The sequence below is a fragment of the Andreesenia angusta genome (assembly GCF_001855385.1).
In the GTDB taxonomy this organism is placed as follows: domain Bacteria; phylum Bacillota; class Clostridia; order Tissierellales; family Gottschalkiaceae; genus Andreesenia; species Andreesenia angusta.
In genome coordinates this window covers 366,803-381,973 of the sequence record NZ_MKIE01000002.1, presented here as the reverse complement: position 1 = coordinate 381,973, position 15,171 = coordinate 366,803, and the positions used below count along the sequence as shown (strand labels likewise).

At 39.5% G+C, this 15,171-nt stretch carries 20 protein-coding genes; 18 read left to right on the top strand and 2 right to left on the bottom strand.

Annotation, left to right across the window (positions count from 1 at the left end; all coding sequences use genetic code 11):
* Window positions 1-119 precede the first annotated feature (119 nt).
* From EUAN_RS04155 to EUAN_RS04140, 4 genes are read left to right on the top strand one after another with little or no spacing between them, the layout of a single operon-like run.
* Window positions 120-1,706, top strand: a complete 1,587-nt coding sequence (locus tag EUAN_RS04155; RefSeq protein ID WP_143000703.1) for a phage tail family protein — start codon at window positions 120-122, stop codon at window positions 1,704-1,706.
* Window positions 1,706-2,233 (top strand): phage baseplate protein, encoded by a 528-nt coding sequence (locus EUAN_RS04150; RefSeq protein ID WP_071061990.1) that lies wholly within the window; start codon window positions 1,706-1,708, stop codon window positions 2,231-2,233. The genes EUAN_RS04155 and EUAN_RS04150 overlap by 1 nt, the downstream gene beginning before the upstream one ends.
* A 15-nt stretch (window positions 2,234-2,248) precedes the next feature.
* Window positions 2,249-2,575 (top strand): phage baseplate plug family protein, encoded by a 327-nt coding sequence (locus EUAN_RS04145; RefSeq protein ID WP_071061989.1) that lies wholly within the window; start codon window positions 2,249-2,251, stop codon window positions 2,573-2,575.
* A 53-nt stretch (window positions 2,576-2,628) separates the two neighbouring features.
* Window positions 2,629-3,270, top strand: a complete 642-nt coding sequence (locus EUAN_RS04140; RefSeq protein ID WP_071061987.1) for a DUF6338 family protein — start codon at window positions 2,629-2,631, stop codon at window positions 3,268-3,270.
* On the opposite strand, the gene EUAN_RS12930 is transcribed toward EUAN_RS04140, so the two are convergent.
* The gene (locus tag EUAN_RS12930) at window positions 3,267-3,389 is read right to left on the bottom strand and encodes a hypothetical protein (protein WP_281182076.1); all 123 of its coding nucleotides are present in this window, start codon (window positions 3,387-3,389) and stop codon (window positions 3,267-3,269) included. The two genes, EUAN_RS04140 and EUAN_RS12930, sit on opposite strands and share 4 nt — an antisense overlap.
* Window positions 3,390-3,502: 113 nt before the next feature.
* Here EUAN_RS12930 and EUAN_RS04135 point away from each other — a divergent pair, with 113 nt between their 5' ends.
* From EUAN_RS04135 to EUAN_RS04085, 13 genes are all read left to right on the top strand, one after another.
* Window positions 3,503-4,567 carry a copper amine oxidase N-terminal domain-containing protein gene (locus tag EUAN_RS04135; RefSeq protein WP_071061986.1) on the top strand — a complete coding sequence of 355 codons (1,065 nt, stop codon included), beginning with the start codon at window positions 3,503-3,505 and terminating at the stop codon, window positions 4,565-4,567.
* Window positions 4,568-4,708: 141 nt separating this feature from the next.
* Window positions 4,709-4,861, top strand: coding sequence for a hypothetical protein (locus EUAN_RS12600; RefSeq protein WP_169817336.1), 153 nt, complete (start codon window positions 4,709-4,711; stop codon window positions 4,859-4,861).
* A gap of 158 nt (window positions 4,862-5,019) precedes the next feature.
* On the top strand, window positions 5,020-5,919 hold the full coding sequence (locus tag EUAN_RS04130) for an ORF6N domain-containing protein (RefSeq protein WP_071061984.1): 900 nt from the start codon (window positions 5,020-5,022) through the stop codon (window positions 5,917-5,919).
* 67 nt (window positions 5,920-5,986) lie between these two features.
* Window positions 5,987-8,056, top strand: coding sequence for a phage protein (locus EUAN_RS04125; protein WP_211266274.1), 2,070 nt, complete (start codon window positions 5,987-5,989; stop codon window positions 8,054-8,056).
* Window positions 8,057-8,068: 12 nt separating this feature from the next.
* Window positions 8,069-8,677, top strand: a complete 609-nt coding sequence (locus EUAN_RS04120; protein ID WP_071061983.1) for a Gp138 family membrane-puncturing spike protein — start codon at window positions 8,069-8,071, stop codon at window positions 8,675-8,677.
* Between the two features lie 22 nt (window positions 8,678-8,699).
* Window positions 8,700-9,065, top strand: coding sequence for a contractile injection system sheath initiator (locus EUAN_RS04115; protein ID WP_071061981.1), 366 nt, complete (start codon window positions 8,700-8,702; stop codon window positions 9,063-9,065).
* Between the two features lie 15 nt (window positions 9,066-9,080).
* A complete protein-coding gene (locus EUAN_RS04110) occupies window positions 9,081-10,256 on the top strand; it encodes a baseplate J/gp47 family protein (RefSeq protein WP_071061979.1) in 1,176 nt (391 codons plus the stop codon).
* An 11-nt stretch (window positions 10,257-10,267) separates the two neighbouring features.
* Complete coding sequence (locus tag EUAN_RS04105; RefSeq protein WP_071061977.1) at window positions 10,268-10,921, top strand: baseplate wedge 1 family protein; 654 nt, start codon at window positions 10,268-10,270, stop codon at window positions 10,919-10,921.
* A 4-nt stretch (window positions 10,922-10,925) separates the two neighbouring features.
* The gene (locus EUAN_RS04100) at window positions 10,926-12,062 is read left to right on the top strand and encodes a hypothetical protein (RefSeq protein WP_071061976.1); all 1,137 of its coding nucleotides are present in this window, start codon (window positions 10,926-10,928) and stop codon (window positions 12,060-12,062) included.
* 15 nt (window positions 12,063-12,077) lie between these two features.
* Window positions 12,078-12,302 (top strand): hypothetical protein, encoded by a 225-nt coding sequence (locus tag EUAN_RS04095; RefSeq protein ID WP_071061974.1) that lies wholly within the window; start codon window positions 12,078-12,080, stop codon window positions 12,300-12,302.
* Between the two features lies 1 nt (window position 12,303).
* The gene (locus EUAN_RS12595) at window positions 12,304-12,444 is read left to right on the top strand and encodes a CD1375 family protein (protein WP_169817317.1); all 141 of its coding nucleotides are present in this window, start codon (window positions 12,304-12,306) and stop codon (window positions 12,442-12,444) included.
* A gap of 54 nt (window positions 12,445-12,498) precedes the next feature.
* Window positions 12,499-12,933, top strand: a complete 435-nt coding sequence (locus tag EUAN_RS04090) for a phage holin family protein (RefSeq protein WP_071061972.1) — start codon at window positions 12,499-12,501, stop codon at window positions 12,931-12,933.
* Between the two features lie 2 nt (window positions 12,934-12,935).
* Window positions 12,936-13,721: a peptidoglycan recognition protein family protein gene (locus EUAN_RS04085; RefSeq protein WP_071061971.1), complete on the top strand. Its 786-nt coding sequence runs from the start codon at window positions 12,936-12,938 to the stop codon at window positions 13,719-13,721.
* A 62-nt stretch (window positions 13,722-13,783) separates the two neighbouring features.
* Here EUAN_RS04085 and EUAN_RS04080 read toward each other — a convergent pair whose 3' ends face one another.
* Window positions 13,784-14,158 carry a hypothetical protein gene (locus EUAN_RS04080; protein ID WP_071061969.1) on the bottom strand — a complete coding sequence of 125 codons (375 nt, stop codon included), beginning with the start codon at window positions 14,156-14,158 and terminating at the stop codon, window positions 13,784-13,786.
* Window positions 14,159-14,354: 196 nt separating this feature from the next.
* On the opposite strand from EUAN_RS04080, the gene EUAN_RS04075 reads away from it, so the two are divergent.
* Window positions 14,355-15,170 carry a hypothetical protein gene (locus EUAN_RS04075; protein WP_071061968.1) on the top strand — a complete coding sequence of 272 codons (816 nt, stop codon included), beginning with the start codon at window positions 14,355-14,357 and terminating at the stop codon, window positions 15,168-15,170.
* Window position 15,171 lies beyond the last annotated feature (1 nt).

The following is a 15,171-nucleotide window of genomic DNA, read 5'->3' as shown; positions in this document are numbered from 1 at the left end:
GTCTCTTTCCGGGAACAGAAGAGTTCAAGGAGCTTCTTTCTCAGATTAAATCTATGAAAGTCGGGGATCTATTTCCAAGCCTAGATAAGTCTCTTAAAGAAGGCTCGAAACACCTTGAGATGTTTAAGAAAGCTCAAGGGGAGCTTGCAAAGGACAGAACCGGGGGCAACAATAAGAAGTCTGGTGCTAAAAATGATATTGAAAGCTACAAGGAGTTGTTCAAATTTCTAAAAGGCTTTAAAGAAAAGACTCTTGGAATAAATGATAAATTTTCTGCCACAGCAGAGATTGCGACAAAGAAAATCGGGGGTCTCAAGAAAGGCATAAGCGGTCTAATCAGTAAAGGTGGGCCAGCACTCAAAGGATTCTCCTTAACAGCCATTGCGAGCATAGCGGCGATTATAGCTGCCGTATTAGCTCTTATAGTCGCCATAAAAAAAGTTGGAGAATACCTGAATAAGCTGGCGAACGAAGATATTAAATACGAAAAGCTATCAAGGCAACTCTGGACTACCAAGGAAACTGCTAAAGAAGTTAGTCAGGCCCTAGATTTACTTGGGGCTTCAATGGAAGACTTGTGGCTTAGTCCTACGCTGCTGAAACAATTTAATCAGTTGAGAGAAGACGCTTCTCAGATGCGATTGCCACCAGAGTTCAGTGAAAATTTAGAGATTGTCCAGGGGCTAGGTCTTGAATTCAAAAGGTTCAAGCAACTTCTTTCTATGCTATTTCAGTGGATAGGGCATTATATACTGGAATATCTAGCTGGTCCATTAGCAGAGGTTAAGGGTGATATGAGCGATTTAAATGGTTGGCTTATACAACATATCCCTAAGGTTGCTAAGGTTATCGGAACGCTCATAGGAGGCTTTCTAAGACTCATATTTGTAGTTGGGAAGATAATATGGATGTTTTGGAAGGTAATATCCCCGGTATGGAAGTTCTTTAAGCTGCTAGGCAGTGTATTCGATATTATTGACAAGGCTCCTGATAAGGTTGAGAAGACAGCTAAGCGAATAATGGCTTGGATAATAGCCATGACAGCTCCTTTCCTTCTTGTAATAGCAATTATTGATGACTTCCTGACATATCTTAGAGGCGGAAAGTCTGTAATTGGAGACATAATAGACAGCTTTACAGGAGATGGGTCAGAGGCAATAGAAAAAATAAAGCAAAAATTCGAATTCTTGAAACTTGTCTTTGGACTGGGAATATCTTTCTTCAGGGACAAGTGGCAATCATTCGGAGAAAAGGGCTCTGAAAGTATAAGCGGTATACTTGAAGACTTTGACGAGCTCAAAGAAAGCTTCGCTACCGGAATGTCTTATATAAGTGACGAATGGAGTAACTACTGGGAAAGAGCCAGTGAAGCCCTAGATAAGATAGAGGATAAAGCGAGAGAGGTTTGGGGAAAGGTTAGAGAGTGGTCGAAAAGCAAGTGGGAAGAAGGCAAAGAGTTCTTCGGAGAATTCGGAGAAAAAGTAGTGTCCTTTGCCAATGACTATGGAAGTGGTTCTAGTGGAGTCGAGTCCAAGAGCTACATGACTAACAATAATAGCACTTCTCAGAACATAAGCAATAGCAACTCAATAAGCAACGCTAATACAATAAATGTTTACGGGACAGAGGCTGAATCTACCTCAAGGGCAATAGATAGAAGGCTGCAAGGAATAACAATAAGAAATATGCAGGGGGTGCTTGAATAGTGAGGTCTGTAAAGTCAAAAACATACTTCGATACAGGAAGTGAGAAGCTTATATTCGATGCTATCTTTTCTACCAATCACACAAGTAAGCTGAACATTACAGAGCACCCCGTGCAAACCGGGGCGAACGTGTCAGACCACGCATTTAAAGAGGCTGACGTTCTGACCTTTCAGATAGGTATGAGTGATGTAATGGAAAGTCATGTAGCGGGTCAATTTTCAGGGAACGGCTCTAGGTCTGTATCTGCACACTTGAAACTAAAAGAACTTCAGTCTCAAAGAATGCCCATTATGGTATCTACCAAGTTCGGAACTTATAAAAACATGATGGTTGAAACTATATCTGCTGATGATGATAGCACTACTACACACGCTCTTAAAGCTACAGTAGTGCTTAAGGAGATGTTTGTAACGGAAGTTTCTACTGTAAAGATATCGGAGCGTCCGCAGAAAAGCTCCTCAACAAATGAAGGCGATCAGAAAGCTATAGAAGCTGATGAAAGTCTTCTGCATAAAGCATTTAACTAAGCGAGGTGTTAGAATATGTATATAATTCCTGTTTCATCGTCTCCAAACCAAACGTTCACTAGCACTATCCCAGTAGACGGGGCTGCAATTAAACTATACTTCTTTCTAAGATATAACACCGAGCAGAAATGCTGGATGATGAGCCTGAAGGATGAAGAAAGAAAGGACTTAGTAAATGCGATACCTCTTGTGTGCGGACTTAATATACTTGAACAGCATAGCTACTTGAATATAGGGAGCGCTCATGTCGTAAAGCTTGACCCGAATATTCAAAGAAACAAGCCAAATGAGTTTGACTTAGGTGTAAACTTTGCTTTGGTTTGGGGTGACACTCCTGAATAAGCAATTGACATATATGGTAAACAGAAATACCATTAGGTAGAGGGGGATTGATTATGGAAAATTATATTGCAATGCTTTTAGTTGTGGCTCCAGGGTTCATAGCTAGAAACATATATGAGCGTCTCAACTCGGGGGAAAAAGAGAAGTCCGATTTCAGGAGGACCGTAATAGCCTTGCTACACAGCATTCCAATAATAGTGATTAGTCTGGTAGTGGTTGTAAGTCTCACAGAAATTGAAACAATACCTCAACTGATGAAGTATATGGAAGATATATGGAATATACTGAAGTACACTACGCTCATGCTTATGGTCTCGGTATTATATGGAACGATGCTTAGTATAATACATCCCAAGTATACGACGGCACTGGCAAATGTCATAAGGAAGTCTCGTGGACTAAGTGAAGTGTCTCAAGAGGACGATGTCTGGAACATAATGTTCAATAACAACGAAAGTCAGCCAGTCGCCATATTCAAGGATGGAAAGCAAATAGCATGTGGTTTGGTCAAGAACTGGAATCATGCGGACAACGAAGAGAAAGAGCTGATACTAGAGGGGGAATGGATAGAAGAACACCTGGATGAGGACGATGTGACACGTACTTACTATAGTCTTGATAAGGACATATTGATTAAAGAGTACAGCTTAGAAGAGCTGCACTCTAAGTTAAAGCAAAAGAACTCTACGGGCTAGTTAGAGTCTTTTTTCTTATTTGGTTTTAGCTTTAAGATATTGGAATTATCCTTAGAGCCAGCACCGTCTCGAACTTCTCTTCTAGAGTTGCCTACAAAAGAATCTCTTTTTTCTGACATAATAACACCTCCTTTGCTGAATAATTATATCACGCAGAAAACACTTCTTTCCAGAGAAGTATTTTGACTTCCAATTGAGAGGGATATATAATATTGTCAAAGGAGGGATTGAAATGTCAATTAAAAAGTTAATTGTATTAATGCTAGTAATTTTCTCATTCGCAACACCTGTACTAGGGGCCGAATATACTGAGGCCAACGGTATAATTCTTAACGGTCAAGAAATAAACCTAGACGTAAAGCCTATAATTGTAGATGGTAGAACGATGGTGCCAATTAGAGCATTATTTGAAAACTTAGGGATGAAAGTAAGTTGGAATGCTGAAAAAAGAATCGCCATAGGAGAAAAAGAGGGCGTGGAAATCGAACTCTACACTGGAAACTACTATGTGGATGGCTGGACAGATAGCTACTATAACAATATTGAGATAAGTCGTGGCGATGTCAGTCCTCGAATAATAAACGGCAGAACGTTGGTATCTGTGAGAATGATATCGGATCTTCTTGGACTGGATATTAAGTGGGACGGACAAAACAAAAACGTTATATTAAATGAAGTTCCGGAAGCTAATATATCTCTAGAGGAAGCATACAAAATATTGAATGATGAAAAGTCTGATAATTCCAGGCTAGGATTTAAGTATATGCCTTATGAAAGTTATGCGGCTAAAAACTATAAAGCGATAGAGAATTACTATATATTTGGGGTATTCAGCAAAGAATATGGTAGCTTTATGGACTACAACCTATGTGTAGACAAAGAAACCGGAGAAGTAGGAGAGTATATACCAGGCATCGGAATAGGTGGAGATGTAGCTTTTGAAGCAAGACACTATATTCTGAATAGTGAAGAAAAGAAATACTGGAACAAAACTCTATTAAACGGATTGTCGGATGAAGATATAAATGATATATACGCATCTTTTGTAGAAGATGGCTGGGATAGATATGATATAGTAAAATTTACTAGGCACATGATGTATAATGCTCCTATTCAAGATAACTGGAAAGAAGTTTTTGAAAAGTCTTTTTATGAAGAGTGGAGCAACAAGACTATAGATTATTACGATCAAGGTTATTGGGATAATGGTTACTATGACGTGTACGTTGTAGGAAACGATGAGCCTTTCGCAATAGTGAATGCGATGACTGGTTACTATACAAATCATAATGAATAAAGCACTCGAGAGAGTGCTTTTTCTATTGGACGAAATTCGTACGCAACTATTTTTACAGTCCAAGACAAAAACTCCAGTGAATAAATTAAAAACTCCTTGACCTTGTCATTCTAGAATGATAGAATGACAATATAGCAGGAGGTGATTAACATAAAAACATTAACAGTTAGGCTTGATGATGAACTTCACCAAAAATTTAAAATATACTCGATAACGTCAGGAAAAGATATGCAAAAAATATTAGTTGAGTATATAACTAAGTTGGTTGAAGAAAATCAAGATGACAAAAAATAAAAAACACCCGTTCTTCCGACCAAAGAATACACGAGTGTTTTGCCAAGAGATAGCTCTCTATGAAATATTGTATCATATTGAGTTGTTTCTTTCAAACTAATAAAGCGAAGTTCTAAAGTCAGCAGCATTGACCTTAGAAGACGAAAGGAGAATTTAATATGAATACAGTACAAGTAAACGAAATGCCATTGGAAGTGAAGGTTTGGGAAGGCCAAAGAGTTGTTACATTTAATGACATTGATAAAGTGCACAAAAGAGCCAGTGGGACAGCCAAGAGAAACTTTAGTCAAAATAAGAAGCACTTCATAGAAGGTGAAGACTACTTTGAGGTAATAGGAAATGAACTTAAAAGACTAAAACAACAAGGTACGAATTTCGTACTCAGTCGTGCAAAGGCTGTGTTTTTAGTCACCGAAACAGGATATCTAATGCTAGTAAAGTCATTCACTGACGACCTAGCTTGGAAGGTTCAAAGGCAGTTGGTGAAAAGCTACTTTAGAATTAGAGAGCCTGAACAACTCCAGATAGAAGAGCCTAAAGAACTGGAACCTAAGTACCTGAATGGTGTACCTCATATGACTGTTAAGGACGTGGAGCAAGTAACAGGATTGACAGAGTGGAGAATACACCGCTTTTTAGAAAAAAACAGCTTAGGAGTAATGCTTAAAGGTGAAGAGTTATCTAAATTCAAGGACAGCAATCCAAATGTGAGCGAGTATATTGCTAGTTTGGTAATTTTAGACAGGGTGTCCGTAGAGATGGTGTGTAAAGGTCTTAATATTTACGATAGAGCTAAGGGTTTTATAGATAATTATTTTGGGGTGGCTTCAAAAGGAGTTCTAACAAGAAAAGAAAAGCTCAAAGAAGAGCTAGCCTATATGAGAAAGGCTGAGATCGCACTTAGCTATTCTCTAGATATGATAGAAATTTACTCAGAAGGCATGATCGAAAAAAACAAGGAGATTACTAATGACTTAATAATAAAGTCATTCAGAGTAGCAATGTTAACAAGCTTTGAAAATATAAAACTTTCAATAAGCAATATATTTGAAATATAAAGAATAAAGCAATCCCAAAAGGGGTTGCTTTTATTATGCCCAAATTTATAAATAGGAGGTGTCCTGCTTGAATAGATCAGAAAGAGAAGCTGTGGTATGGAAGTTTCTCAGAGGTAAGGGGCTCCCTGAGAAGTCAGTAGCGGCAGTTATGGGAAATATCCAAGCTGAAAGTAGTTTTGATACAAACTTGGTCGAGGTCGGTGGTGGAGGAGGTTTTGGCTTAATTCAATGGACAAATCCCAAAGGTGGTTCAACAGGGAGAAGAAGTGAGCTTGAAAGATACGGAATTACTCTAGATCATCAGCTTAATTTCCTTTGGGCTGAATTAACAGGACAAGGAGCATCTGCAACAGGAGCTAAGAAACAGTGGATTCAAAAATATGGACTGAATTTCAATAGTTTTATGGAAGGAAAAGGCTCTATATCTGAACTAACAGCATCCTTCATGCGTAATTTTCTACGACCATTAGACATTGAATCATCATCACACCTTGAAAGTAGAAGAAAACCTAAGGCACACGAATACTACAACCGATTTACCGGAAGTACTGGCTCTTATACTCCTGGAGCTACTGCGAATGCCTCTGTTGGGTCATCAGAGCAAGTGGAAATGATGACCATAGAGGAAACAAACTATCAGGTGATTAAAGGAAGTGAGAAAAGAGGAGATATCCTTTTTGGCAGAAGGTACAGAATAACCGTATCTGATAAATCTGGTACAGCTATAGATATATCTAGGCTTCACTGCACATTCTCGATTATAAAGACTATCCAGATGGAGCCAAACTCTTCTGAAATATCAGTTTACAACCTGAATGCCCAAACAGAGAATGCCATAATTATGAATGGCAAAAGAGTTACTGTAGAGGCTGGATATGAAGGAAGTCAATTTGGGCTTATCTTCGATGGAGATATCATTCAGTGCATAAGGGAAAAGGTCAATGCAAACACCTTCAAGCTTACTATAATAGCTCTAGATTCTGACAGAGCTATAAACTTCGATATAGCCAACTACTCTATTTTAAGAGGACAGAGCCATAGAAGTATAGTGGAGCATATAGCTAATAAAGCGTCTAATCCTGTACCGCTCGGAAGCATATCCGAAAAACTGAAAACCACAACGCTCCCTAGGGGGAAAGTTATTTTCGGAAAAGCCTCCGACTTTATCAGGCAGATTGCTAAAAGCAATGGTCTTAAGTGCTACATGGATGATGGTAGGTTGAATTTAATAGACTTAAAAGAGCTCCCTAAGGATGAGATATTCAAGCTGGACACTACTTCTGGACTTATAGGGGTCCCGGAGCAAACTCAATACGGAGTATCTGGACAATGCCTGCTGAATCCTCAAATAAAACTTAATAGCTTGATTCACATAGACAACAGTCTGATTCGAGATAAGCGTGTAGATTTTGGAACTTCCAATGCTGTTCCTGCTAGCACATCTACCGGGGATACTGGAGCTTCAACAGGCACTTCAGGCGGACAACCTAGTGCTGGAGGCTACCTTATTCCTTACAACGGCAATTTCAAGATAACCTCCCACTTTGGGAGAAGAGGCGGTACTAATCATAACGGAATAGATTTAGGTATGCCTATAGGGACCCCTATATTCGCATCAAAAGCTGGAAAGGTATTGAAAGCTGGAGTAGACTCCAAAGGGATAAACTACGGTGGCGGAAAAATAATCATGCTTGAACATCCAGACGGCACAGCAACGAACTACTTCCACCTTAACGACTGGTCGGTCAAGACGGGTGACAACGTAAGGCAAGGACAGCAGATAGGGCTTTCTGGAAACACCGGAGGCTCTACAGGGCCTCACCTTCACTTCGAGATTAAGGAAGGTGGCAAGTACAAGGACCCTATCTTTGTAATCAATGGGAGTGGGGGTAATAGTGCGCCGCCTAGTGTTGCGAGTGCGAATGCTAGCGTAGGAGGTTCTAATCCTAGTTCATCTTCAGGAGCATCTGCTGGTGATTCGGGCGAAGTTCAAGCTATGATACGTTCGCTAGATAAGGATGGAATCTATAGAGTAATAAAAATGGAATACGTAGGAGACACTAGAGGGAATGAGTGGCATCTTAACTTCGAGACTATAACTCAATTAGGTGGCGCTATACCTATAGTTCCGGTATAAGGAGGTAGAATAATGAGAATACCTGAAATAATCCCTTCTAAAACAGAAGAGGGCGAGATGATTAAATCTAATTTAAACAACAGCCTGAGGGTTGCCTGCCCTGGTATAATTCAGGCTTTCGATATAGAGTCCCAAACAGCTACAGTTAGACTTTGCATCAGAGAATCTATAACGAATGACAGTGGAGCTAGCCAGTGGGCAGAAATACCTCCATTGCTGGACCTTCCGATACTGATTCCAAGGGCGGGAGGCTATATGATGACTCTTCCTATAAAAGCTGGTGACGAGTGCCTAGTTGTCTTCTCTGACATGTGCATAGACGGGTGGTTTATGCATGGAGGAGTTCAAAATCAGATGGAGAAACGGAGACACGATCTGTCCGACGGAATCTGCATACCAGGGATATGGTCACAGCCGAACAGAGTCAAAGACTACTCTACAACTTCGTGCCAAATTCGGAACGAAGAGGGCAGTTCTTATATAGAACTCTCTGGAGATAATGTAAATATAGTGGCCAAAGGAAGCATTAATCTTTCAGCTGCTAGTGTGAAGTCGAATGGTCTCGATATAAACACTCACACTCATACTTACTCTGGTGGAGAGACAAGTGATCCGCACTAAGCGGCTCTAGGAGGTTTGAAATATGAAGTACAGAATACTGGACGCTGACGGAGACTACTCATTTGGAAAGGGTAGTCAGAACATAACATATGGTATATATGCTGTAGCTCAAGCTATCAAGACTAGGCTGAAACTGCTCAAAGGGGAATGGTGGGAGAACTTAGAAGAGGGCACCCCACTATTTCAAGAGATTTTAGGAGCTAGGGGAAATTCTGATAGACAGATGATAGTTGACAGCATAGTAAAGGACCGAATCATAAACACAAGAGATGTAATTGCTATAAGAGACTTTTCTAGTGAATTCAAAAATAGAGAATACACTTTTTCGTGCATAGTAACAACACGATATGGCGACATCGACATTGGAGATATTGATCTTAGGCTATAGAAAGGAGGCTAGTGAATGACTTATTTTAAACCGTACATCGACAAAACTGGACTTCACATCCCGACATATATAGGCATACGAGATCAACTTGTAGGAGATGCGAAGTCGATTTTCGGACAAGACATATATCTTGGAGAGGACAGTCAAGATTACCAGTGGATAGCTACCGTTGCTGAAAAAATATATGACGCTTTCCAAATGGCAGAGCAAGTCTACAATAACAGGGCTCCTAACACAGCTATAGGGACTGGACTTGACTCAGTTGTGAAAATAAATGGAATCAAGAGAAAGCCTGCAACCTATAGTGAATGTAAAGTCAAAGTAATGGGTCTAGGTGGAACTGAAATACTGGAAGGTATTGCGGTAGACAAGTCCGGCATAAAGTGGAATTTACCTCGCAGTGTAATGATCCCCGAAAGTGGAGAGGTAGAAATAATCGCTAAATGCTCTATTCCAGGACCTGTAGTATCTAATCCCGGGGACATAAATTCTATATTCAATCCTATATACGGATGGAATAGTGTTTACAACGAACAGAATGGAAGTGTAGGTTCTTATGTCGAAGACGACTCGCTCTTAAGGGTGCGTCAATCCAAAAGTACAGCCCAGGCTAGCTTGACAATGCTTGAAGGCACTGTGGGGTCTGTAGCTCAACTGACTGGAGTTACACGCTCTAAGGTATACGAAAACGACACTAATGTTGTAGATGAAAAAGGATTGCCTCCACACTCGATTACAGCAGTAGTAGAGGGTGGAAGCAACAACGATATAGCAAGAGCTATATGGAAACACAAGGGGGTTGGATGCTTCACAAACGGAGATGTCACTATTGAAATAGTAGATTCTAAGAAGCAGAAAGCACCAATAAGATTCTTCAGGCCAACTTATGTAGATATAGAGGTTATCGTAAATATTAAGCAGCTTTATGGATACACAACTGAAACTACGGAGAGTATAAAGAAAAAGATACAGGACTATCTCAACGCCATGAAAATAGGCTCCAGCTTATCTATATCTTCTTTGTGGGGTGCGGCGCTTCAAGCTATGCCTGATTTATCGTCTCCGCTCTTTTCGATAACTTCAATAACGGCTTCTAGGCTTGGAGAAACGCATCAGACAGATGATATAAGCTTGGCTTTTAATGAGGTTTGTCGTGGGAATGTAAATAATGTAACGGCAAATGTGGTTTAGGGGGTGTCTTATTGGCTATAGAAAAATATTTAGACAATATTACTTCACAGCACAGAGATAGGCCGAAGTTTATATCTTGGCTTAGTAAAAGCTTGACCATAATAGACCACGCATATCTCGCAACAAAGTCTATAGACATTAACTTCGATATAGACAATGCCATAGGTCAGCAACTCGACCTTCTAGGGATCATAATTGGAAGGGAAAGGACGCTAACATTTCAGCCCTTGAATGGCCATGACCCAGTGCTAGATGATGAAACCTACAGACTAGTACTCAAGACCAAGGTGGCAATAAATATGTGGGACGGAACAATACCTCACATCTATGAAATCTGGGAAAATATCTTCAGCGATATCGGGCTTCAGATAGAAGATAATCAGGACATGAGCTTCAATGCTTATGTTACGGGATATGTGAATCAGATTAGACAAGACCTCATACAGCACGGATATATAGTTCCTAAGCCAGAGGGTGTAAAAGTCAACTATATAGGAAAATCCATCGTCGATTTTAAGTGCTATTCAGGGGTTATAGTAGGTTCGAGCACATCTCAAACCATAGAAATGGATTTCGACTACGAAGATATCGTGCATCTCAGAGAATATCCTAATTTGATTATTCAAGGAATAAGTGAAACTACTTTAATGATGGAAGGAGTCTAAGAATATGGCGTTATTTAAAAACATGATAATTACGTCGAAGGGAATGGCTCTATATGCCAAAGCCCAAGCCGGGCAGCAAATTATATTTACTAAAATGCAAGTTGGATCTGGTGATATCGGAGGTCAAAACTCAGCATCTTTCTTAGGGCTAATTGAGCCTAAGTTTAATATTCCGATACTAACTATATCTCCTAATTCAGAACTTAAAAGTGCTACTATAATCGGAAGCATTAATAATAGCGAAGTTACGGAGTCTACTTATATATGTGAAATAGGTATATTTGCAATAGACCCAGAAGAAGGGGAGATTTTATATGGGTACTGTAATGCAGGGCCCTATGGGGACTACTATGCCCCTGCGTCGCAAGGACCATATTCATGGAACTATCAGGTTGTGGCAGCAATAGGTAATGCAGCTAATGTTACTGCGGAGTTATCTGAGCTGAACTATGACTATGGGATTATTAACTCGAATGTCGGCTTCGCGGTGCTGAGCGGAGGAAATCAAAAAGAAATCAATAAAGAGGTCGACTCTCATTTGGAAGAGATAGCTCTGCAAATAAAAGCCAAGGCTGATGATGTAGACAATTCTAGGTCTACAGCGGCCAAGGATGTAACCGGAGCACTCAACGAATTGAACAGCGGCAAATCTCCAGTAAATCATACCCATTCGTTCAATTCTCTTGAGTCTAAGCCAACTACTTTGTCGGGATATGGAATTACTGATGCAGCCAGTATCGACTCTGAAGGGAAAATAAAACAAGAGCAATTCCCGACAAGCATGTGGAAGCACCTTGCCAGCGCAGTAATAACCCAAAACACCGCCGTTGTTTCAGTGGCTGGCATACCACCAGAAGCGAGACACTTGCTAATCCAAGGCACAGCTGTAAGTGGTGGAAATTTAAAAGTCTATCTAAATGGCACATCTACTGCAGTTAAACTATGTACATCTGTGGGAAATCATTCGGCCATAAATACGATTTTAAACACCAAGCCAGTAGACGGCTATTATATATCTAACGGAGATGCAACTTTGCAAAGTAAAGTTGCATATGCCTCAAATTTAACATCGATAGAGATAAAGGATGCGGGCTTAGTGTCGCTTGGAGTAGGCTCTGCTATTTCAGTTTACTATAAATAAGAAAGAGGGTGGATTTTGGTGAAGAATGTTGTAGACGAAAAAGGTGAATGGCTGATTGAGGAAGGTGATAGTGGTGCAGTAGTGAAGCTGTTAATTAATCCATCTGCAGATTATATAAACAGCGTTACGCCGATAGTCGATGAAGTTGTAGACGAAGAAAAAGCCGCTATGGCTGAGGCTATAGTAAGCCTTACAATGGAAGTCGAAAATCTGAAATTACAAATTAATGGAGGTGTGTAAATTGAAAAGCTACATGATAGTATGTTACGCGATACTCGTAAAGAGTGGAAAATGGGTACTCGAACCAGTGGAAGGTGACTCAAAACCTACAGTTCCGACAGAATATACAATAGCAGTTGCAGAGTATTTAGCAACGGCATAGAAGAAAGGGCCGTAAGGCTCTCTTTTTTTACCCAAAATCAGAAAGGGGCATGACATGGAAAGAATAAACGTAGCGAAAACAGGAGTGCTATCAGTCGCCGGAACAGTCGGTAGCTTTGCAGTACATCAATTAGGAGGCTGGGATATGGCACTAAACACACTAATAATATTTATGTCGGTGGACTACATAACAGGCCTTGTAGTTGCTGGAGTATTCAACAATAGCACTAAAACAGAGTTTGGAGCTTTAGAATCGGGTGCTGGGTTTAGGGGACTCTGTAAAAAGGGTATGATTCTAGCCATAGTATTAATGGCATACAGGCTAGATATGGTCATGGGCTCCGAGTTCATACGAGACGCTGTGATAATAGCCTATATAATAAACGAATCTATCTCAATAATAGAAAACGCAGGACTTATGGGGCTCCCAGTGCCTAGTGCTCTTAAGAAAGCCATTGAAGTTTTAAAAAGCAAAAGTGAGGAGGAATAGACATGCTGCCAATTCAGTTTATGCCTGTGAAGTACAACTTCAACAAAGGCACGAACAAGCCTAAATATATAGTCATTCATGATACCGGGAACCCTACTGCTAGTGCTGAAAACCACTTCAGATACTTCAATGGGGGTAATCGTGGAGCCAGTGCTCATTACTTCATAGACCAAGACAACATCATCCAGATAATAAGAGATGAAGATAGCGCTTGGCACGTCGGAGACGGCCGTGGAAAGTACGGAATAACAAACAGCAATAGCATAGGTATAGAGATATGCCTTCCGGGCAACAAGGAGCGTTCTGTGGCTCATGCGATAGACCTGACAGTCGAGCTTATGCAAAAGCACAATATACCACTGGACAGAGTAGTTAGACACTATGATGCTAGTAGGAAGTACTGCCCGAACTTCATGAGGTCAGATAACTGGGCAAAGTGGATAGAGTTCAAAGCTAGAGTAGCGAATCAACTAGGAGGGAACGGAATGAAAGAGCAGGACATAAGGAATATAGTTAGAGACGAGATGAAGCAACTAATGCTTGGAGAGTCACAGATTAGGGCTCTTGTGAAGTCTGAAGTGGACAAAGCAGTCAAGCAGAGCAAGTATGACACTGCGGGTACTGTAGATACTCACTGGGCATACAAGGACCTTGTAGAGCTGAACACAAGGCTTTCTCAGGCAGGTGCTCCTGGGATAAGTTCCACAAACCTGAATGACCTTGCAACCAGGGGAGAAGTCATAAGGATGCTGAACATATCTACCAAGACGGGGTGTAGCTGCAAATAGTATGTAGCAAGCAGGCCAGGGGAAACCCTGGCTTTTTTGTTTTTAAAATAATGTCAATATCATCAGCTTGCTAACTGAAAAAAAGCAATAATAACTCCGATGATTGCAACTATAATAGCTATTAGTGTAAGGATACTTTGGGTTCTATAGCGCTTAGAGTCTTCTTTGTGATTTTCAATATACGTTTTTCCGCTCTGACTAATTATATATATGTCTTCATTAGATTCTGGACCATCAAATGGAATTATTTCAAACATATCGTCAATTTCGCCTTTATCGTCAGATATAAGATAATCTATATGACTATTTAAAGCGTTATAGTGTCCAGCAAATAAATCATTTTTATAAGGTGTTACTTTCAACTCTTGGCACAACTTTTTGGCAGTTTTACCTTCGTTGTAGATGGCTTTTAAAAATTCAAGCTGTTTTTTTGTCATAAATTTACCCTCCCTTATTTACATTATAGTACTTTCAAATAAGATTTTGTTCTCCAAATTCATTGTACTTTATAAAAAAATATGTTAAAATGCCTGATTCACTTCATAGGTGATCTTAAGTGTGGTATATTTATAGTGTGCAAATTTAAAAAAGTGAGTTATATACATGGTTAATATTGACACAAAGGGGGAAAACATGGCAAGTTTATTTTTTTATAAAAGATCACCTGAAATCAGTATGTTTGACACAGTATACTTTAATGATAATGAGATAGATTTTGATAGAATAATAGAATTATTAAAGACAAGTGAATCAAAATATAATGAGGATAAGGTTTATGATTCTGAAGGATATGCTCAAATTAAGTTTGATGAGGTTTCAAAAATGTTGAGCTGTATGTATATTTTTAAAAACACATTAGGACAATATACCGAAAACAGATACGATGTAGAAAAAGAAAAAATGGTAACTATAAGGGAACCATATTTTTATTTTGGAAGCTGTAGAGTGAGTATAACAAGCGACCTAAATATAATAGTAAAAGCCAACTACTCAAGTGAAGAAAGTTCAAAATCTAAATGTTTAGAATTATTAAATGAAAAGGGAATAGAAGTAAGGCCAATAAAGTTGACAAATGAAGTATTCCAACATATTCGAGACAATTATGAATGGAAGAAAATAAAAATACAAAAGATTGAAATCGAGGGTGATAGTACAAAAAAGGTTTCTTATGAAATAGATCCTGCATCTGATAAAAAGTCAGACGTTGATTTGATGTATAAGGATAGTGGGGTATATGAGCATGTAACTTTCCACTTAGAGTTTAAAGAGGACAAGTATGTAGTTAAACTTTATAAAGAAAGAAATAAAATTTCAATAGATGAGTCTCAATTTAAAACACCGGAAGAGCTAGATGCGTTTAGTGTACACTTATTAGAGCTGATTTCTGATATCAAAAAAGCAGCCAATGAACTTGAGGAGGACAGCGAGTCAAAAAAAGAGGAGGATTAAA